This is a genomic window from Streptococcus oricebi (assembly GCF_017883985.1).
GTDB classification, from domain to species: Bacteria; Bacillota; Bacilli; order Lactobacillales; family Streptococcaceae; genus Streptococcus; species Streptococcus oricebi.
Genome location: NZ_PRDG01000006.1, coordinates 39,984 through 60,113 on the forward strand (window position 1 = coordinate 39,984; position 20,130 = coordinate 60,113).

Annotated in this window: 20 protein-coding genes; 19 read left to right on the top strand and 1 reads right to left on the bottom strand. The window is 43.1% G+C overall.

Features of this window, described 5'->3' with window-relative positions; genetic code table 11:
- Positions 1–3: 3 nt before the first annotated feature.
- Positions 4–675, bottom strand: coding sequence for an L-serine ammonia-lyase, iron-sulfur-dependent subunit beta (sdaAB, locus tag C4K46_RS09330; protein WP_209628845.1), 672 nt, complete (start codon positions 673–675; stop codon positions 4–6).
- A 263-nt stretch (positions 676–938) separates the two neighbouring features.
- Here sdaAB and apf point away from each other — a divergent pair, with 263 nt between their 5' ends.
- The 19 genes from apf (at position 939) to C4K46_RS09420 (ending at position 20,074) form a co-directional block, all read left to right on the top strand.
- A complete protein-coding gene (gene apf, locus C4K46_RS09335) occupies positions 939–1,466 on the top strand; it encodes an aggregation-promoting factor (protein ID WP_420853785.1) in 528 nt (175 codons plus the stop codon).
- Between the two features lie 232 nt (positions 1,467–1,698).
- Positions 1,699–2,820, top strand: a complete 1,122-nt coding sequence (mnmA, locus tag C4K46_RS09340) for a tRNA 2-thiouridine(34) synthase MnmA (protein ID WP_209628849.1) — start codon at positions 1,699–1,701, stop codon at positions 2,818–2,820.
- Positions 2,821–2,949: 129 nt separating this feature from the next.
- Entirely contained in the window at positions 2,950–3,402 is a 453-nt protein-coding gene (locus C4K46_RS09345) for an NUDIX hydrolase (protein ID WP_209628851.1), read from the top strand.
- A 53-nt stretch (positions 3,403–3,455) separates the two neighbouring features.
- Positions 3,456–5,381, top strand: a complete 1,926-nt coding sequence (mnmG, locus tag C4K46_RS09350; RefSeq protein ID WP_209628853.1) for a tRNA uridine-5-carboxymethylaminomethyl(34) synthesis enzyme MnmG — start codon at positions 3,456–3,458, stop codon at positions 5,379–5,381.
- Between the two features lie 163 nt (positions 5,382–5,544).
- Complete coding sequence (locus tag C4K46_RS09355; protein WP_476756099.1) at positions 5,545–7,521, top strand: GGDEF domain-containing protein; 1,977 nt, start codon at positions 5,545–5,547, stop codon at positions 7,519–7,521.
- Positions 7,518–7,970: a 50S ribosomal protein L9 gene (gene rplI, locus C4K46_RS09360; protein ID WP_209628857.1), complete on the top strand. Its 453-nt coding sequence runs from the start codon at positions 7,518–7,520 to the stop codon at positions 7,968–7,970. The genes C4K46_RS09355 and rplI overlap by 4 nt, the downstream gene beginning before the upstream one ends.
- A 30-nt stretch (positions 7,971–8,000) precedes the next feature.
- The gene (gene dnaB / locus C4K46_RS09365; protein WP_209628859.1) at positions 8,001–9,353 is read left to right on the top strand and encodes a replicative DNA helicase; all 1,353 of its coding nucleotides are present in this window, start codon (positions 8,001–8,003) and stop codon (positions 9,351–9,353) included.
- Between the two features lies 1 nt (position 9,354).
- Positions 9,355–9,633, top strand: coding sequence for a Veg family protein (locus C4K46_RS09370; RefSeq protein WP_209628861.1), 279 nt, complete (start codon positions 9,355–9,357; stop codon positions 9,631–9,633).
- Between the two features lie 292 nt (positions 9,634–9,925).
- Positions 9,926–10,684 carry an ABC transporter permease gene (locus C4K46_RS09375; protein WP_209628863.1) on the top strand — a complete coding sequence of 253 codons (759 nt, stop codon included), beginning with the start codon at positions 9,926–9,928 and terminating at the stop codon, positions 10,682–10,684.
- A 29-nt stretch (positions 10,685–10,713) separates the two neighbouring features.
- On the top strand, positions 10,714–11,724 hold the full coding sequence (locus tag C4K46_RS09380; protein WP_209628865.1) for an ABC transporter substrate-binding protein: 1,011 nt from the start codon (positions 10,714–10,716) through the stop codon (positions 11,722–11,724).
- Positions 11,705–12,430: an ABC transporter ATP-binding protein gene (locus C4K46_RS09385; RefSeq protein WP_209629072.1), complete on the top strand. Its 726-nt coding sequence runs from the start codon at positions 11,705–11,707 to the stop codon at positions 12,428–12,430. The genes C4K46_RS09380 and C4K46_RS09385 overlap by 20 nt, the downstream gene beginning before the upstream one ends.
- A gap of 69 nt (positions 12,431–12,499) precedes the next feature.
- On the top strand, positions 12,500–12,847 hold the full coding sequence (locus C4K46_RS09390) for a VOC family protein (protein WP_209628866.1): 348 nt from the start codon (positions 12,500–12,502) through the stop codon (positions 12,845–12,847).
- A 193-nt stretch (positions 12,848–13,040) separates the two neighbouring features.
- Positions 13,041–13,652, top strand: coding sequence for a 30S ribosomal protein S4 (gene rpsD / locus C4K46_RS09395; RefSeq protein WP_209628874.1), 612 nt, complete (start codon positions 13,041–13,043; stop codon positions 13,650–13,652).
- A 672-nt stretch (positions 13,653–14,324) separates the two neighbouring features.
- Positions 14,325–16,478 carry a peptide cleavage/export ABC transporter ComA gene (gene comA, locus C4K46_RS09400; RefSeq protein WP_209628876.1) on the top strand — a complete coding sequence of 718 codons (2,154 nt, stop codon included), beginning with the start codon at positions 14,325–14,327 and terminating at the stop codon, positions 16,476–16,478.
- Between the two features lie 9 nt (positions 16,479–16,487).
- Complete coding sequence (locus C4K46_RS09405) at positions 16,488–17,846, top strand: bacteriocin secretion accessory protein (protein WP_209628878.1); 1,359 nt, start codon at positions 16,488–16,490, stop codon at positions 17,844–17,846.
- A gap of 12 nt (positions 17,847–17,858) precedes the next feature.
- On the top strand, positions 17,859–17,993 hold the full coding sequence (locus C4K46_RS10630; RefSeq protein ID WP_275946383.1) for a hypothetical protein: 135 nt from the start codon (positions 17,859–17,861) through the stop codon (positions 17,991–17,993).
- 6 nt (positions 17,994–17,999) lie between these two features.
- Entirely contained in the window at positions 18,000–19,088 is a 1,089-nt protein-coding gene (locus C4K46_RS09410) for a sensor histidine kinase (RefSeq protein WP_209628880.1), read from the top strand.
- Complete coding sequence (locus tag C4K46_RS09415; RefSeq protein ID WP_209628882.1) at positions 19,085–19,321, top strand: GHKL domain-containing protein; 237 nt, start codon at positions 19,085–19,087, stop codon at positions 19,319–19,321. The genes C4K46_RS09410 and C4K46_RS09415 overlap by 4 nt, the downstream gene beginning before the upstream one ends.
- The gene (locus C4K46_RS09420; RefSeq protein WP_209628884.1) at positions 19,322–20,074 is read left to right on the top strand and encodes a response regulator transcription factor; all 753 of its coding nucleotides are present in this window, start codon (positions 19,322–19,324) and stop codon (positions 20,072–20,074) included. It begins immediately after the preceding gene.
- The last annotated feature ends 56 nt before the right edge of the window (positions 20,075–20,130 follow it).

Genomic DNA, 20,130 nt, shown 5'->3' on the forward strand with positions numbered 1-20,130 from the left:
CTCCTATTTAAAGAAATTCACATTATGAAGATGTGGAATCTGACCGATTTCCTCAATGGCAGGCTCACATTCTCTAGAGTCAACCTCGATAATCATAATGGCCTTTTCACCCGCTTTTTCTCTGGTCACATTCATTTGGGCGATATTGATTCCATACCGGGAAAGAGCGTCTGTGACATGGGCAATCATACCCGGCACATCTTGATGGACGATAATGATGGTAGGGGTATTCATACTGAGGGAGACCGCAAAGCCGTTTAATTCAGTGACCTGAATATTTCCTCCGCCGATGGAGACACCTGTAACGCTAATCGTTTTATGGTCATTTCTTACTGTTATTTTAGTCGTATTGGGATGGGGAGCATTGCTGCCCTTGTGGATTGTCCAAACAATCTTAATCCCTCTTTGATGGGCGATTTCCAAGCTATTGGGAATATTGGGATCGTCTGTATCCATTCCCAAAATACCTGCTACTAGGGCCAAATCAGTCCCATGACCACGATAGGTCTTGGCAAAGGAATTAAAGAGTTGAAACTCTACCTCAGTTGGTTCTTCTGCAAAGATGGAAGAGACAATTTTACCAATACGAACAGCACCAGCCGTGTGGCTACTTGAGGGCCCGATCATGACTGGCCCAATAATATCAAATACGGATTGAAACCTTAAAGACTTCATGGCAACTCCTTGTTTTTCTTTATTTTATTATATCAAATCTACCAGGCTTCTGCTCAGTAGGAACTTTACTTTTTCTATTTTAGCTTGTGAGAACAATATTTAATTAAGTTTACAGCTAGTTTACAAGTTGATATTTAGGCTGGTTTTTAGCCCAATTTCAATCTTCCTGTAATAAAATTTACTCATTTTATATAGGTTGGTAATAAAGATGGTGTAAGATAGAGACCTATTAAAAGAAAAAGGGGAACACTATGTTTAATAAAATGACTTTTACTAAGAAGAGTCCTGTCAAGCTAGGTCTAGCTGGTATGGCTACAGCCCTGGCTCTCTTCTTGCCTAAACTCGTTCAAGCAGAAAGCTACACTGTCAAGTCAGGGGATACCTTGTCAAGTATCGCAAAATCCCACAATCAAACAGTGGATGAAATTTCCAAATTAAATCAGATCAGCAATATCCATTTGATTCAAGTTGGCCAGGTTTTAGAGTTAGCTCAGCCAGGCGCTGCTAATAATCAAGTCAAATCTCAGAGCACAGAGACAAGTCAACCTCAATCAAATACCTTGTCTAGTGAGGATGCGGCTGCTAAAGAATGGATTGCCCAAAAGGAATCGGGTGGTAGCTATACTGCCCAAAATGGTCAATATTATGGTCGTTATCAGTTAACTATCTCTTATCTGAACGGAGACTTATCGGCAGAAAATCAAGAGAGGGTTGCCGATTCTTATGTAGCGGGTCGTTATGGTTCTTGGTCAGCAGCAAAAAGTTTTTGGTTGGCTAAGGGCTGGTATTAAAATAGAAAGGAAAATTTCCAATAAGACAAAGAATCTCGATTTAATCGAGATTTTTTTTATAAACTATCTTTACAAACTTGTCAAGATAATTTACAGGAGATTTTAAAAAGTATTCTGATTTGTCCTTCCTGCCTAATCGTGCTATAATAGAGCTTGCTTGAGCCGACCTTCAATCGTTGAAAGCAAAAAACACGACCTTCAATCGTGAATAACGAAAAGATGGGAGAACACGATGAGTGAACACTCTAAAACGCGTGTCGTTGTTGGGATGAGTGGCGGTGTTGATTCATCTGTAACAGCTCTATTATTAAAAGAGCAGGGTTACGATGTAATCGGTATTTTCATGAAAAACTGGGACGATACAGATGAATTCGGCGTTTGTACAGCGACCGAAGATTATAAGGATGTGGCAGCAGTGGCTGACCAAATCGGCATTCCTTACTACTCTGTCAACTTTGAAAAAGAGTACTGGGACCGAGTTTTTGAGTACTTTTTGGCCGAGTATCGGGCTGGGCGTACCCCCAATCCTGATGTCATGTGCAACAAGGAAATAAAATTTAAGGCCTTCCTTGATTATGCTATGACCCTGGGAGCGGAATATGTGGCGACTGGTCATTATGCCCAAGTTGAACGCGATGAGAACGGCATTGTGCACATGCTTCGCGGCCTTGACAACAATAAAGACCAGACCTATTTCTTGAGTCAATTGTCGCAAGACCAGCTACAAAAAGTGATGTTTCCGCTGGGGCATTTAGAAAAACCAGAGGTAAGGAAAATTGCTGAAAAAGCAGGTCTAGCAACAGCAAAGAAAAAAGATTCGACCGGTATTTGCTTTATCGGTGAGAAGAATTTTAAGGAATTTCTAGGAACCTATTTACCAGCTCAACCAGGTCGGATGATGACCTTTGAAGGAAGAGATATGGGCCAACATGCTGGCTTAATGTACTATACGATTGGCCAACGTGGTGGCTTAGGTATTGGTGGTCAACATGGTGGAGACAATGAACCTTGGTTTGTTGTTGGCAAAGACCTAAGTAAAAATATTTTGTATGTTGGTCAAGGTTTCTATCATGACAATCTCATGTCAACTAGCCTTGACGCTAGTCAGGTTCATTTTACGCAACAAGTTCCAGAGGAATTTACGATGGAATGTACAGCAAAGTTTCGTTATCGTCAGCCTGATGCTAAGGTTACAGTGACTGTAAAGGGTGACAAGGCAATTGTCCAGTTTGCAGAAGCTCAAAGAGCTATTACTCCTGGTCAAGCAGTGGTCTTCTATCAGGGCCAAGAGTGTCTTGGTGGTGGCTTGATTGATCGAGCCTATAAGGGCGATAAAGTTTTACAGTACATTTAAATTGACAAATTTTTTGATTTTGCTACAATAACATTAGCGAAACTCGTGATGGTCAAAGCTCATGGGAGTTGCAGGTTTTTTGTCCTGCACTTCTGGAGGTTTGACTTTTTTTGTGGCATGGAGGTGAAGATGGTCCAAGATTTTCGGACAAAGCTAACTAATCAGGTCTTTGGTGTCAGAGCGACCGCTTTGATAGTGAGAAATAATCAGATTTTGCTAACCAAGAATCATCAAAACAACTACCTTACTATTGGTGGAGCTATTCAAGTAGACGAAGGGACAGACCAGGCAGTTAAACGTGAAGTCAGAGAAGATTTGGGGATTGAAATCGAAATCAAACAACTGGCTTTTATCGTTGAAAATAGTTTCTGTCAAGCTGGTGTCAATTTTCATAATATTGAATTTCACTATCTGGTAAGCCCTCTAGCTGAGCCTCCTTTGCTAATGAATGAAGCTGGGAAAGAGCAGATTTGCGAGTGGTTAGACTTGGATAAGTTGACAGAATACTCTATTGTTCCTGCTTTTTTGAAAGAGGAGTTGCCCAGATACTCAGGAGAATTGCTACACATAAGTTGTAGATAAGTTGACAACTATGTAAATTAAATTGACAAAAAATAAAAGAAAAAGGAAGAAAAATGACACATCAGTTTACGGAAGAATATGATATTATCGTTATTGGAGCAGGGCATGCTGGGGTTGAGGCCTCTCTGGCTGCTAGCCGCATGGGCTGTAAAGTATTGCTTGCAACTATTAACATAGAAATGCTGGCCTTTATGCCTTGTAATCCCTCTATTGGAGGGTCAGCCAAAGGTATTGTTGTGCGTGAAGTTGACGCTCTGGGTGGAGAGATGGCTAAAAATATTGACAAGAGCTACATCCAGATGAAGATGCTCAATACTGGTAAGGGGCCTGCCGTTCGAGCTCTTAGAGCTCAGGCTGATAAGGAAGTTTATTCCAAGGAAATGCGTAAAACGGTTGAAAATCAAGAGAATCTGACCCTGCGCCAGACCATGATTGATGAAATTTTGGTTGAAGATAATCGAGTGATTGGTGTTAGAACGGCTACTCAACAAAAATATGGGGCCAAGGTAGTTATTGTAACGACAGGGACAGCCCTTCGTGGAGAAATTATTATCGGTGACCTCAAATATTCATCAGGTCCTAATCATAGTTTAGCCTCCATTCCTCTGGCGGATAATTTGCGAGATTTGGGCTTGGAGATTGGCCGCTTTAAGACGGGGACTCCGCCTCGGGTCAAGGCTTCCTCTATCAATTATGAACAAACAGAAATTCAGCCTGGAGATGAGGTGGCCAATCATTTCTCCTATACATCACGTGATGAGGACTATGTCAAGGACCAGGTTCCTTGCTGGTTGACCTATACCAATGAAAATAGTCATGAAATCATTCAAAACAATCTGCATCGAGCACCTATGTTTTCGGGAGTGGTTAAGGGGGTTGGCCCCCGTTACTGTCCTTCGATTGAGGATAAGATTGTTCGCTTTGCAGATAAGGAAAGGCACCAACTCTTCCTAGAGCCTGAGGGACGTGACACAGAAGAGGTTTATGTGCAGGGCCTATCCACTAGTCTGCCAGAAGATGTCCAGAAGGAATTGGTCCACTCTATTAAGGGCTTGGAAAAGGCAGAGATGATGCGGACCGGTTATGCCATTGAGTATGATATGGTTCTGCCCCATCAATTACGGGCCACTCTTGAAACCAAGAAAATAGCAGGCTTATTTACTGCTGGTCAAACCAATGGAACTTCTGGCTATGAAGAGGCTGCTGGTCAAGGGATTATTGCAGGTATCAATGCAGCCCTGAAATTGCAAGGAAAACCTGAGCTAATCTTGAAACGTAGTGATGGCTACATCGGGGTCATGATTGATGATTTGGTTACAAAAGGAACAGTGGAGCCTTATCGTCTCTTGACTTCTAGGGCGGAGTATCGCCTAATTCTCCGGCATGATAATGCAGACATGCGCTTGACCGAAATGGGACGGGCTATTGGTCTGGTAGATGATCAGCGCTGGGCTCGCTTTGAAGCTAAGAAACAGCAGTTTGAGGCTGAAATGGCCCGCCTAGAGTCCATCAAGCTAAAACCTATCAAGGAGACCAATGCCAGGGTTGTTGAATTGGGCTTTAAGCCTTTGACAGATGCAGTAACTGCCAAGGAATTTATGCGCCGTCCAGAAGTCCGCTATGCGGATGTGGTTCAATTTATTGGTCCAGCAGCAGAAGAATTGGATGATAAAATCATTGATTTGATTGAAACTGAAATCAAATATGAGGGCTATATTGCCAAGGCTTTAGACCAGGTTGAGAAGATGAAACGGATGGAAGAAAAGCGGATTCCAGCCAATATTGACTGGGATGATATTGATTCTATCGCGACTGAGGCCCGGCAAAAGTTCAAGAAAATCAATCCAGAAACCATTGGCCAGGCCAGCCGTATTTCTGGAGTCAATCCTGCAGATATTTCAATTCTAATGGTCTATCTGGAAGGTAAATCTAGAAGTATTTCTAAAAATTTAGAAAAAGCCAAGGAAACTTCACTTTAGTCTCCTTTACAAACCTGTAAAGATAGCCATTGAAAAAGCTTAATAATAGGCTTATTGCTGTCAAGCTAAAAGTCCTTCCTGCTGCTAGAAGTTTTTAGAACCAGGGGCCAAAACTCGCTTTTTCCTTGAAAATATGGTAAAATGGCGGAATAAGAGGTTTCTAATGCAAAAATTTCGTTTGGCCCCGATTCATTTTATCATGTTGGGCGTTATTTCTTTTGGGATTTTAGCCATTCTCTTGCGACTCTACGGCAAGGGAACCATTATGCTATTAGCTCTATTTGTCGTCATTGCTCTCTTGGTGTATTTGTTTATCTACCAGCAGAGAATCTATGAGATGGACGAGATTGAGCAAATCCATTATATCAATCATCAAGCAGAGAACAGTTTGACTTCCTTACTGGACAAGATGCCGGTGGGGGTTATTAAACTGGACGAAGAAACAGGGGACGTTGAATGGTTTAACCCCTATGCCGAGCTACTTTTTACAACGGAAGAAGGGGAGTTTGATACAGACTCCATTCAGAAGATTATTAAGGCGACGCTGGAGGGTAGCAGTCACTATGTGACAGTGGGTGAGAACAAGTATTCTATCTATTTGGACCGGGCTGCCAATGTCTTTTACTTTTTTGATGTTTCTACCGAATATGAGGTGGCGGCAGAGCTGATTACCACTCGACCAGTTATTGGTATCATTTCGGTCGATAATTATGATGATTTAGAGGACGAGGTCTCCGATTCTGATATTAGTCATGTCAATAGCTTTGTGGCTAATTTCATTGCTGAATTTGCTGAGGAATATCGTATGTTCTATCGGCGGGTCGGGACAGATCGTTTTTACTTGTTTACAGATTACACGGTCTTAGACCAGTTAATGCAGAATAAGTTTCAAGTAATTGATATTTTCCGAAATAGGGCCAAGGAGCGCGAGCTACCCTTGACCTTGAGCATGGGCTTCTCTTATGGAGATGGAAACCATGGTCAAATTGGGAAGGTGGCCTTACTAAACCTCAACCTGGCTGAGGTAAGAGGGGGCGATCAGGCCGTTGTCAAGGAAAATGATGAACACAAAAACCCCATTTATTTTGGTGGGGGAACAGCTTCCTCTGTCAAGCGGACTCGCACCCGGACTCGGGCCATGATGACCGCCATATCAGACAAGATTAAGACGGTGGATCAGGTCTTTATTGTCGGCCATAAGAATATGGATATGGATGCCCTGGGGGCAGCTGTCGGTATGCAGGTTTTCGCAAGTAATTTGATTGACAAGGCCTATGTTGTCTACGACAATCACCAATTGTCTATTGATATTGAGCGGGCTATTGGCAAGTTGCAGGCAGAGGATATGACCAAGATGGTAACGGTAGCGGAAGCTATTACCATGGTAACTAGTCGTTCCTTGCTAATTATGGTAGACCATTCCAAGCTTAGTTTAACCCTTTCTAGAGATTTCTATGACCAGTTTAACCAGATTATCGTAGTTGACCATCACCGGAGGGACGATGATTTCCCAGACAATGCGGTGATTAGCTACATTGAAAGTGGGGCTAGCAGTGCTAGTGAGCTGGTGACGGAATTGATTCAGTTCCAAAATTCTAAGAAAAATCGTTTGTGCAAGATACAGGCTAGTATCCTGATGGCCGGTATGATGCTGGATACCAAGAACTTTACGGCTCGGGTGACTAGTCGGACCTTTGATGTTGCTAGTTACTTGAGAACAAGGGGAAGTGACAGTGTAGCCATTCAAGATATTTCGGCGACCGACTTTGATGAATACCGGTCGGTCAATGAATTGATTTTACGGGGACGAAAACTCCTGCCCAATGTCATTGTGGCTAGCGGGCCTGAAGAGACAAGCTATGATACGGTTGTTATCAGTAAGGCTGCCGATACTATGCTTGCCATGTCTGGCATTGAAGCTACCTTTGTGGTTAGCCGCAATGTCAAGGGCTATGTTTCTATCTCTGCCCGTAGTCGCAGTAAAATCAATGTTCAGCGGATTATGGAGCAGATGGGTGGCGGCGGCCACTTTAATCTAGCAGCGGCCCAGTTACAGGATGTAAATGTAGCCGAGGCAACAACTAGTTTGAATCAATACATTATTGATGAAGTGATTAAAAACGAGGAGAGAAAACTATGAAAGTAATCTTTTTAGCTGATGTAAAAGGCAAGGGAAAAAAGGGGGAAATCAAGGAAGTTCCCACTGGCTATGCCCAGAACTTTTTGATTAAGAAAAAGCTGGCCAAGGAAGCGACCAACCAGGCAGTTGCTGAGCTAAGAGGTCAGCAAAAATCGCAAGAAAAAGCTCATGCTGAGCTTGTTGCCGAGGCACAAGCCATCAAGGCCAAGCTGGAAGAGGAAGCCACCCTGGTAGAATTTACGGAAAAAGTGGGACCAGATGGTCGTACTTTCGGCTCAATCACTAGCAAGAAGATAGCTGAAGAGCTGGACAAACAGTTCGGTATTAAGTTGGATAAGCGCCAAATTAAGGTAGACTCGCCTATTCGGGCAATCGGCTTGATTGATGTGCCTGTAAAAATTTATCAGGATGTGACCAGTGTGATTAACCTAAGGGTTAAGGAAGGTTAGGAAAGTTTTATTTAAAAGGTAGGATGACTTATGGCAGAGATTGATGAATTACGAGCTCAGCCCCAAGATATTTTAGCGGAACAGTCGGTTTTGGGGGCTATTTTCATTGATGAAAGTAAGCTCGTCTTTGTCCGTGAATATATCGAGCCAGCTGACTTCTTTAAATATGCCAATCGCTTGATTTTTAAGGCCATGATTGACTTGGCCGATCGAGGAGATGCGATTGATGCAACGACTGTTCGCAATATTTTAGACAGCCAAGATGACTTGCAGAATATTGGCGGACTGAGCTATCTGGTTGAGGTTGTTAACTCGGTTCCAACCAGTGCCAATGCAGAATACTATGCTAAAATTGTTGCTGAAAAGGCTGTTTTACGTCGTTTGATTGGTCGCTTGACCGATTCAATCAATCAGGCTTACGAAGGGGCCCAGCCAGCAGATGAAATCATTGCTGGTGCTGAAAAATCACTGATTGATGTCAGTGAAAATGCTAATCGTAGTGGCTTTAAAAATATCCGAGATATTCTAAATCTCAACTTTGAAAACCTGGAAGTTCGTTCCCAGCAAACCTCCCATATTACAGGGATTGCTACGGGCTATCCAGAGTTGGATCGGATGACGACCGGCCTCCATGAGGAGGAGTTGATTATCTTGGCGGCTCGGCCGGCCGTTGGTAAGACGGCCTTTGCCCTTAATATTGCCCAAAATATCGGGACCAAACTAGATAAGACAGTGGCAATTTTTTCTCTGGAAATGGGGGCTGAAAGTCTAGTGGATCGGATGTTGGCTTCAGAAGGAGTCATCAACTCCCACTCTATTCGGACGGGGCAGTTGACCGATGAGGAATGGCAGAAGGTGACCATTGCCCAGGCCAATCTAGCCCAGGCTAGCATCTATATCGATGATACACCGGGGATTCGGATTACCGAAATACGCTCGCGCTCCCGTAAGCTAGCTCAAGAAACAGGAAATCTGGGTCTGATTTTGATCGACTACTTGCAGTTGATTACCGGAACGGGACGGGAAAATCGCCAGCAGGAGGTTTCAGAGATTTCCCGGCAATTAAAGATTTTGGCCAAGGAATTAAAAGTGCCCGTTATTGCCCTCAGTCAGCTTTCTCGGGGAGTAGAGCAAAGGCAGGATAAGCGGCCTGTTCTTTCAGATATTCGGGAGTCTGGATCAATCGAGCAGGATGCGGATATTGTGGCCTTCCTCTATCGGGATGACTATTATGAAAGAGGCGAGGAAGAAAACACCCTCCCTAATAATAAGGTAGAAGTGATTATTGAAAAGAACCGTAGTGGAGCGCGTGGTACAGTAGAGTTAATTTTCCAGAAAGAATATAATAAATTTTCAAGTATTTCCAAAAGAGAGGAAGCATAAAATGAGTGATGCCTTTGCAGATGTTGCAAAAATGAAAAAAATCAAGGAAGAAATCAAGGCCCACGAGGGTCAGATTGTGGAGATGACCCTGGAAAATGGTCGGAAACGCCAGAAAAACAAACAGGGCCGTCTGATTGAAGTCTATTCTTCCCTATTTATTGTCGAATACTCTAGTGACAATGGCTCATCAGCTGAGGGAACTAGTAGCTATGTCGAATCCTATACCTACTCAGATATTTTGACTGAGAAAAATTTGATTCGTTATTTTGACCAAGATTAAAAGGCAAAAGGCTTGCATTTTTGCAGTGTTTGCGCTATCATAAACTTAATATATGGGAGTCTGTGTACAGTCTGAGAGGAAGTGTAAGCTTCGACCACACCTGATCTGGGTAATGCCAGCGGAGGGAAATAAAAGATTTGATGCTAAATCTAGTGTCATCTATTTTAGTGAGGTAATCATGTTGCACGATTTTCATAGTGAAAGTCGTGTTTTTTTGTAAAAATGGGACCTAAATCAACCAATACATGATGGTAGCTGGTTAAAGACTAAGGAGGAAAAGGTTTAGTAATTGATGAAAAAGTTAAAACAGATAGGACGCAAGCAGCTTGGTCTCTTGGGCTTGCTTGGCCTAGTCCTGCTCTGGCAGGGTCTGGGTCTCTTTGGTCTCCTTCCCAAATTTATCTTGCCGACTCCCTGGGAGATTTTGCTGGCCTTGGGTCGGGATAGGGAGCTTCTGGCCTTTCATGCCTGGGCGACCTTGAAGGTAGCCCTTCTGGGTCTTTTTCTGGGAGTTGTGCTTGCCTGGCTCCTAGCTGTGTTCATGGATAGTTTGTCCTGGCTAAAGGATTTACTCTATCCCCTCATGGTGGTAACACAGACCATTCCGACCATCGCTCTGGCCCCGATTTTGGTCTTGTGGCTGGGTTATGGTATCTTACCTAAACTTGTCCTACTTGTCCTGACCACGACCTTTCCAATCATGGTTAGTATCTTAGATGGTTTTCGTCATTGTGATCAGGATACCCTCCTACTCTTTCAGCTGATGAGGGCCAGGACCGGTCAGATTCTCTGGCATTTTAAGATTCCAACCAGTCTCCCTTATTTTTATGCAGGTCTAAGGGTCAGTGTCTCCTACGCCTTTATCACCACCCTGGTATCAGAGTGGCTGGGCGGCTTTGAGGGCCTGGGGGTCTATATGATTCAGTCTAAAAAGCTCTTTCAGTACGATACCATGTTTGCCATTATTATCCTGATTTCGCTAATTAGCCTCCTAGGCATGAAGTTAGTCGATGTCAGTGAAAGCTACGTCATTAAGTGGAAAAGAATCTAGTTTCTTCCACAAAATAAAAGGAGAACATCATGAAAAAATGTCGATTTTTATGGGTCAGTCTTGGTTTAGCCTTGCTTGTTTTGCTAGCTGCTTGTGGACAAAAGGGCGGGCAGTCTGCTGCTGGGCAGAAAATTGATTTTATCCTCGATTGGTCACCCAATACCAACCATACCGGCCTTTATGTTGCCAAGGAAAAGGGCTATTTCAAGGAAGCGGGACTGGATGTAGACATCAAGTTGCCACCCGAAGACAGCACATCAGACCTGATTATCAACGGTAAAGCGCCTTTTGGTATTTATTTTCAAGACTCCATGGCGAAAAAGTTGGAAAAGGGGGCGGAGATTACAGCGGTAGCTGCTCTGGTCGAGCATAATACCTCAGGTATTATTTCTAAAACATCTGCCAATATCAAGGGTCCCAAGGACCTGGCTGGTAAGAAATACGGGACTTGGAACGACCCGATCGAGCTGGGTATGATTAAGACCTTGCTTGAGTCCCAAGGCGCTGCTTTTGACCAAGTGGAAAAGGTTCCTAACAACGATTCCAATTCAACAACGCCGATTGAAAATGGGCTTTTTGATGCAGCTTGGATTTACTACGGTTGGGACGGGCTCATGGCTCAATCGCAAAAAATGGAGACCAATTTCTTCTACATGCGCGACTATGTGCCGGAATTTGACTACTATTCGCCAGTTATTATCGCGAATAACGACTATCTGAAACAGCACAAAGAGGAAGCCAAAAAGTTGCTTCAAGCGATTAAAAAGGGCTATCAGTATGCCATGGACCACCCAGAAGAGGCGGCTGATATGCTGATCAAAAATGCTCCCGAACTCAAAAGTAAGCGTGATTTTGTGGTCGAATCGCAACAATATCTTTCCAAGCAATACGCTGAAAAGAAAGAAAATTGGGGACAATTTGACTCTAACCGCTGGAATGCTTTCTACAAGTGGGCAAAAGCTAATGGCCTAATCGAAAAAGACCTGACAAACAAAGGATTTACTAACGAATTTGTGAATGATGACAAAGATAAAAATTGAAGAGCTAGGCTATGCTTACGACCATGAGGAAATTTTAAAGGATATCAAACTGCAAGTGGCCGAGGGAGAAATTGTCTCTATTTTGGGGCCTAGTGGTGTGGGGAAGACTACCCTCTTTAACTTGATTGCGGGAATTTTGCAGCCCCAGACGGGTAAAATTATCCTTGATAGTCAAGAAAATCCTAAAGGGCGGGTCAGCTATATGTTGCAAAAGGACCTGCTTTTAGACCACAAGACAGTTCTTGGCAATGTTGCCCTGCCCTTGCTGATTCAAAAAGTAGCAAAAAAAGAAGCCTTTGCGCGGGCAAATGAGATTTTACGAACCTTTCAGCTGGATAGCGTGGCTGATAAGTATCCGCAGGAGCTGTCAGGTGGCATGAGGCAGCGCGTGGCCCTGCTGCGAACCTATCTCTTTGGGCACAAGCTCTTCTTGCTGGACGAGGCTTTTTCGGCCTTGGACGAATTGACCAAGCTAGATTTGCATCGCTGGTATCTGGATATTCACGAGCGGCTGGGGCTGACGACCCTCATCATTACCCACAGTATCGAAGAAGCCCTGACTTTGAGTAATCGAATTTATATTTTGAAAAATCGGCCTGGCCAAATTGTGGCAGAGCTAGACTTGACTTGGACAGACAACGAAGACAAAGAAATTCAAAAACTAGCCTACAAGCAGGAGATTTTACGGATTTTGGGGTTGGATTGAGTGTGGTGGCAGAAATTTGACGAAAGATATACAATCGAGTTAGCAATTATTTTCAGAAAGGGTCTAAAGATGAATAATATTCCTAATCAAATTGATTATATTGAGTTTTCTGCTCCTGATAAAGCGAGTTTCAAAGCCAGTCAGGATTTTTATCAAAAAGTCTTTGGTTGGAACTATCAGGCTTGGGGCGATGAATATATTGACACCGATGATAGCGGCTTATCAAGCGGTATTACGATTGAGCCAAAGAAAGCTCCTTTAGTGGTCATTTATAGGGAAGATTTGGAAGCCGCTCTTTCACAAGTCAAACAAGCTGGCGGTCAGATTACGCAGGGTATTTTTGAATTTCCGGGCGGACGGCGGTTTCATTTCACTGACCCAGCAGGGACAGAACTAGCAATTTGGTCGCAATCTTAAGAAATCGGGCTTTACAGAGCCCCTTTTTTTTGTTATAATAGCCTCTGTGTGAAATAATAGCGGGGCAAAATAAAGCTCGTCAACAGGTGTCTTGAAAGACCAGTAACCTTGGCTGTTTAGGCGAAGGGCATCTGCACGAATTAGGTTTGCTCAAGATTATTTCCTAAAATAATCTATACTAGGAGGACATGATATGTCACGTTATACTGGACCATCTTGGAAACAAGCTCGTCGTCTGGGCCTTTCACTTACTGGAACTGGTAAGGAACTTGCTCGCCGCAACTATGTACCTGGTCAACACGGACCAAACAACCGTTCTAAATTGTCAGAATACGGTTTGCAATTGGCTGAAAAGCAAAAACTTCGTTTTACTTACGGTGTAGGTGAAAAGCAATTCCGTAACTTGTTTGTACAAGCTACTAAAATCAAAGGTGGAATCCTTGGTTTCAACTTTATGCTTCTTCTTGAGCGTCGTTTGGACAATGTTGTTTACCGTCTTGGTTTGGCAACTACTCGTCGCCAAGCTCGTCAGTTTGTTAACCACGGTCACATCTTGGTTGATGGAAAACGTGTGGACATCCCATCTTACCGGGTGGAAGTTGGTCAAGTGATTTCTGTTCGTGAAAAGTCTGTTAAGGTCCCAGCTATTCTTGAAGCTGTGGAAGCAACTCTTGGCCGTCCAGCTTTCGTATCATTCGATGCTGAAAAATTGGAAGGATCACTCACTCGCTTGCCAGAGCGCGATGAAATCAACCCAGAAATCAACGAAGCACTAATCGTTGAATACTACAACAAGCAACTTTAATCTTTATCAAAAAGGCTGGTTTGACCAGTCTTTTTTTGTGCTTGCTAGGCCGGTTAGCTATGCTTTGTCTATGTTTTGATAAAAACAAGATTATTTTAGTCTTTTTAGGAACAAAAAACGACAGTTTAGGAACGCAAGCTTACAAGCTCTAGAAAAGGGTGTATAATGGGGTTGTAAAGTATGGAGAGAATCTTCTTAAAATATTTTAGGAACACTAGACTTTTTGATTGGTGTTTGAAAATTTTTTAAGGCTGATTTTTTTGATACTTTAAAAATTTTTGACTAGGCTCTGTTACATGAGTTGTGATGAGGTTTGGTTTCTTGATTTTCTTTTTGGAAGAGCAAGAAGCTTAAAACTGAATCAATCCCATTCTTGACAGGAACTTGGCTTGAGGATAGGGGCTTTGAACATAGAGGAGAAAACATTTTTCTCTTATTTCCGATACTTGCTTGAGCTGATGCGCAGCAAGCCTTGACTGTTTGAACATAAACTCCTGATGGAGAGATTTTTGGTTTTTTTGATAAGTTTGACTAGTGTTTTTGATTTTTATTCACCTAAAAAAGAAAAAGCCTGGTTTATTTCTAAGAAAACCTGAAAAATTTTAAAAAAATATTCTATTTTCTAAGGATTTATATTAGTATAGATATATCAAGAATTTAGAAAGGGAGATTATGAAATTTTCAAAACGCCATTATCGGGCGCAGATGGACAGTCGGGATTGCGGTGTGGCAGCTCTGGCTATGGTTTTTTCTGTCTATGGTTCCAGCCTTTCTTTGGCTAGCCTGCGGGAAATGGCTAAGACGACAGATGAGGGTACGACAGCCTTTGGTTTAGTCAAGGTAGCTGAGGATTTAGGCTTTGAGACTCGCACCATCGAAGCTGACTTATCTATCTTTGATATCAAGGACTTGACCTACCCTTTTATCGCCCATGTAGCCAAGGATGAAAGATTTCTTCACTACTATGTGGTGACTGGGCAGGATAAGCATTTTATCTACATTGCGGATCCAGACCCTGCTGTCAAAATCAGCAAACTATCGCGTGAGCAGTTTGCTAAAGAATGGACGGGCATTGCTATTTTTCTGGCTCCGACTCCGAACTACCAACCGAGTCGGGAAGAAAAAAAGGGGCTCTGGTCCTTGCTGTCCCTTTTGTCTAAGCAAAAGGGACTCATTGCCCATATTGTCTTGGCTAGCTTGTTGGTAACGATTATCAACATTATCGGTTCTTATTATTTGCAGTCGATTATTGATACCTATGTGCCAGATCAGATGAAGACGACTCTAGGGGTTATTTCCTTGGGATTGGTGATTGTTTATAGTCTCCAGCAAATCCTTAGTTATGCCCAGGAGTATCTCTTAATCGTTTTGGGACAGAGGCTGGCAATCGATGTGATTCTGTCTTACATCAGGCATATCTTCCGTTTGCCCATGTCCTTTTTTTCAACTAGGCGGGCTGGAGAGATTGTTTCTCGTTTTACAGATGCGAATAAGATTATCGATGCCCTGGCTAGCACAGTCTTGTCAATCTTTTTGGACCTCTCAATCGTTGTGATTATTTCTCTGGTCCTTTTTTCTCAAAATAGCAATCTCTTTTTGCTAACTCTGCTGGCTATTCCGGTTTATAGTGTCATCATTTTGGCCTTTATGAAGCCTTTTGAAAAGATGAACTATGAGTTGATGGAGGCCAATGCGGTTCTATCTTCTTCTATCATTGAAGATATCAATGGCATTGAAACCATCAAGTCTTTGACCAGCGAGAAGCAGCGTTATCAAAAGTTGGATAAGGAATTTGTCAACTATCTGAAGAAAGCTTTTGCCAGTGCCAAGGCTGAAAGCCTACAAAAGGTTTTAAAGCATGGAGCCCAGGTCTTGCTCAATGTCTTTATCCTTTGGTTGGGAGCAAGCCTGGTCATGGACAATAAGATGACTTTGGGACAGTTGATTACCTACAACACTTTGCTTGTTTATTTCACCAACCCCTTGGAGAATATCATCAATCTCCAAACCAAACTCCAGGCGGCCCGAGTGGCCAATAGTCGTTTGAACGAGGTTTATCTGGTGGAATCAGAGTTTGTAGAAGAAAAACCAATCAAGGATTTAGGATTGGTATCGAGGGAGATTAGCTTTAGGGATGTATCTTATACCTATGGCTATGAAAGGGAGGTCTTAAAGGGAGTCAATCTCACCATCAAGGAGGGCAGTAAGGTCAGTATTGTCGGAGTTTCTGGCTCTGGCAAGACCACTCTGGCTAAAATGATGGTCAAGTTCTATGACCCTAATCAAGGAGAAATCCGCTTGGGAAATCTGGACTTGGATCAGATTGATAAGGAAGTTCTGCGGGACTCCGTCAATTACTTGCCCCAGCAACCCTATGTCTTTAACGGAACGATTTTAGATAATCTGCTCCTGGGGGCTAAGGAAGGGACAAGTCATGAGGAGGTTTTGCGGGCGCTTGAGCTAGCCGGTCTGCGCTCAGAGATTGAGCAGCTCCCTCTGGCTTATCAGACGGAGTTAACAGCGGACGGTCTAGGAATCTCAGGTGGTCAGAAGCAGCGCTTGGCTTTGGCGCGTGCTCTCTTGACCGATGCTTCGGTTTTAATCTTGGATGAAGCCACCAGTAGCCTGGATGTTTTAACCGAGAAAAAGATCATTGACAACCTGCTAGAATTGGACAAGACCATTATCTTTATTGCCCACCGTTTGACGATTGCAGAGCGGACAGACAGCATCATTGTGCTGGATCAAGGCCGAGTAATCGAAGAAGGTTCTCATGCTGAGCTGATGGCGGCTCAAGGCTTTTACTACCAGTTGGTCAATAGTTAGGAGGCAGTCATGGATGAACGATTTTTAGAGAGCGCTGAGTTTTATCAGAAACGCTATCATAATTTTTCAAGTATGCTAATCCTACCTAGCTGTTTGCTCTTCTTATTTGTCCTAGGCTTTGCTTTTCTAGCTAAAAAGGAGATTACTATTTCAAGCAAGGCTTCGATTGAGGCGAGTCGGGTGCTAGCCAACATTCAATCGACCAGCAGTAATCCGATTATTAGCAATCATTTGGCGGAAAACAAGGAAGTCAAAAAGGGTGACTTGCTCATCCAGTATCAGACGGATAATGAAGAGACCCAGCAGAATACACTGGCTAGCCAGTTAAATTCTTTAAGGAATCAAAAGACCCAACTGGAGTTGCTCAAGTCTAGCATTGAAGCTGGCCAAAATCAGTTTTCACAAGCGGATAGCTATGGTTATGAACAGAGTTTCAAGGACTATCAAAGCCAGATTAGTAGTCTGACCGACTCAGTCAACCAGCAAAATAGCAATATTGCTGCCCAGAATGCGGCTTCTACTAATTCACAGGCGGAATTAGGGGCCTTATTGACAGAGGCAGAAAATAAGCTAGCAGACTACCGCAATTTGAAAACGGCCATTCAAACGGACAAGGCCCTCTCTAGCACTAGCTCGCTCTATAGTCTTTATCAGACCTATGCCAAGCAGTTAGAGCAAGCAGAAGGGCGGCAGGCAGTAAAGGAGGAAATTCTCTCCCAAATCGAGGCTCAAATCAGCCAGTTGGAAGGGACTATTTCAAACTACCGCATCCAATATGCGGGCTCAGGAACCCAGCAAGCCTATACGGGTTCTTTAGCCAGTCAGTTGGCCTCGCTCAAGGCCCAACAATTAGCCAAGGTCAGTCAGGAGTTGACGGGTTTGACCCAGCAAATCTTGGAGGCTGAAAATAATCTCAAGCTCCAAGAGGGAATTACCCAGAAGGGACAAATTACTGCTGAAAGTGATGGCTTGTTGCACCTGAATTCTCAAGTGCTCGGCTCTACCTTGGTTCCAGAAGGAACCGTTCTAGCTCAACTTTACCCAGCTATTTCTAAGGAAAAGCAGGTCAAGATTGTGGCTCTGGTTTCTTCCAAGGACGTCTCCACTATTAAAAAGGGGGACAAGGTTCGTTTTATCACTCAAGACGATGCCAACAAGCAAATCACTCTTCACTCAGAAATCAGTAATATTGATACAAAGGCGACTGAAACAGAGTCAGGAAATTATTTTAGGGTCGAATGTGTTACAAATCTCACACAAGACCAAGCAAATGTGTTAAAATATGGACTAGAGGGAAAATTTATCATGATTACGGGGCAAAAGACCTACTTTAGCTACTATCGCGATAAAATTTTTAACCTAAATTAAGGAGAAAGCTTTATGAAAAAAACAAACTTTGCAGCACTTGACAAATACCAAACCGTTAAAGACTTGAAAGAAGTCAAAGGTGGCTTCACTTATCCAAAATGGGCATCTGATATGATTTACAGATACTGCCGTATGACTAGATGGTAAAAACCAGTGCTGAATCATTTATTAGCTCTGGCTATGGTGCTAGTTGGTATTGTGAGCAATGTCTTGCCCTACCTCTTTATTAGCTGCCAATTAGACGATGAGTTTCAAAAGAAAATCTATCTGTTTTGGTCACTTGTTTTGGCCCTTATAATCGGAAGTATTTCCAATGGTTTTTACAGTACTATTTTTTCTATTTTTTACTTTATCGTCTTTTATTTTATACTAAAGAAAAAGAGGGCTAGTTCTCTCTTTTTCGCCCTTTATATTTCACTTACCTATGAAACCTTTCGCTATTTTTTAAATAGTATCACCTTTCGGGTATTTAATGTCACTGATTTAAATCTTTTTAGCGCACAAATCTACTTTATGACTCTTTGTCTGCTCATTATCCTGCTGAATAATCTCATGTTCCGTTACATCAGGCTTGATTTTCCCTTACTGGAGACAGATGAGTTTGCCAAGGTTTTGCGCAATTCTAACCTGGTCTTTGGGACCCTCTTTCTCTTTAAGACGATTGTCTCTATTCTGGGCTTTTTCAAGGTTTCCTTTGAGGCTCAGTTCGATACGACCTTGTCACTTTTAATCTTGGTCGGCTATGTCGGGACCCTTCTTTACATCAAGAGCGAGCAGGAGCGTTATTTTGCGCGCAAGGACATGGAGGAGAAGAAATCAGAAATTCGCAATCTCAATCAGTATGTTGATAAGCTAGGCCATCTCTATGATGAGATTCGTGGTTTTCGTCATGACTTTGCGGGGATTGTGTCCAGTCTGGGTCCAGCTATTCAAGAAAGGGACCTGGCAGGTATCGAAAAAATCTATGACAAGGCCTTGGTCAAGACCAATCTAGAGCTTCAAAAGGAAGACTATCGCTTCTTTGATTTGAAAAATGTGGAAGATCTGGCTGTTCGGGGGGCTTTGGCCAACCATATCCTCAAGGCCGAGCGGGAGCATATTGACTTGCGGCTGGAGATTACCAATACCATTCCGACCTTGGAAGTTTCTATGCTCGAAGTCATTCGGATGACCAATATCATTTTGAACAATGCCTTGGAGGCTGCTAGAGAGACCCCCATCCGGTGGTGGATGTGGCCTTGATTGCTAGTAAGGATGAGGTTCTCTTTATCGTGAGAAATAATCGTCCAGCCCTGGAGCTAGACCAGCGGAAAATCTGGGAACGGGGTTATTCTAGCAAGGGACGTAATCGTGGTCTAGGTCTGTCTAATTTGTTGGAGCTTGTCCACGAATTTGACAATGTTAGCCTCAATACAGAGGTCGGACCAGACAGCTTTAGTCAGACACTTATTTTTAAACCGAAGGGAGCTTACTAGATGAATATCACAATTTTAGAAGATACCTTAGAGCATCAGGTTCGGTTAGAGAGCTTGTTGCAAAAGCTGGGTAAGGAAATGAGAATTCCTTTGCGTTTTCGGACCACAGGAAAGATTTCGGAGTTTGAGGAATCCCTTAGTGGGGACCGCTCCCATCACCTGTATTTTCTGGATTTGGACCTGCATGGAGAGAAGGAAAAGGGCTTGGAAATGGCCCAACTGATTCGTAAGAATAATCCCTATGCCCTGATTGTCTTTGTGACAACCATGTCCGAGTATGCCCCCTTAACCTATCGCTATCATGTGTCTGCCCTAGACTTTATTGCAAAAGATGGGGAGGATTATGAGGAGAAGGTGGCCTCCTGCCTCAAGCATGCGGTCAGCCAGCTGCAGATTGCTGAAGGCCAGCATCCAGACCTGCTCCAATATGTTCACCGGGGCCGGATGGAGTTGAAGATTCCCTACGATGATATTTTTTATATTGAGACCACTCCAATTTCTCATAAGTTACTGGTTCAAGGCCGCCATTGTCGCAATGAATTTTATGGTAGTCTGTCTGAGCTGGTCAAGTGTGACCAGGAGGATCATTTGACCAAGGTCAACCGCTCAGCGGTGGTCAACTTTAAAAATATCCGAGAATATGATTCGCGCAAGGGGGAAATTATCTTTTATGATGGGACAACCTATCCCTTGTCTTCTCGTTATGCCAAGGCCCTGCGGGCCTACCTAAAGGCGAGACAAACAGCAGAATAAGGATAAATCTTTAAGCTAGAAGGTCAAAGGCTAGCCTGTCTTATACAACTTTCTCT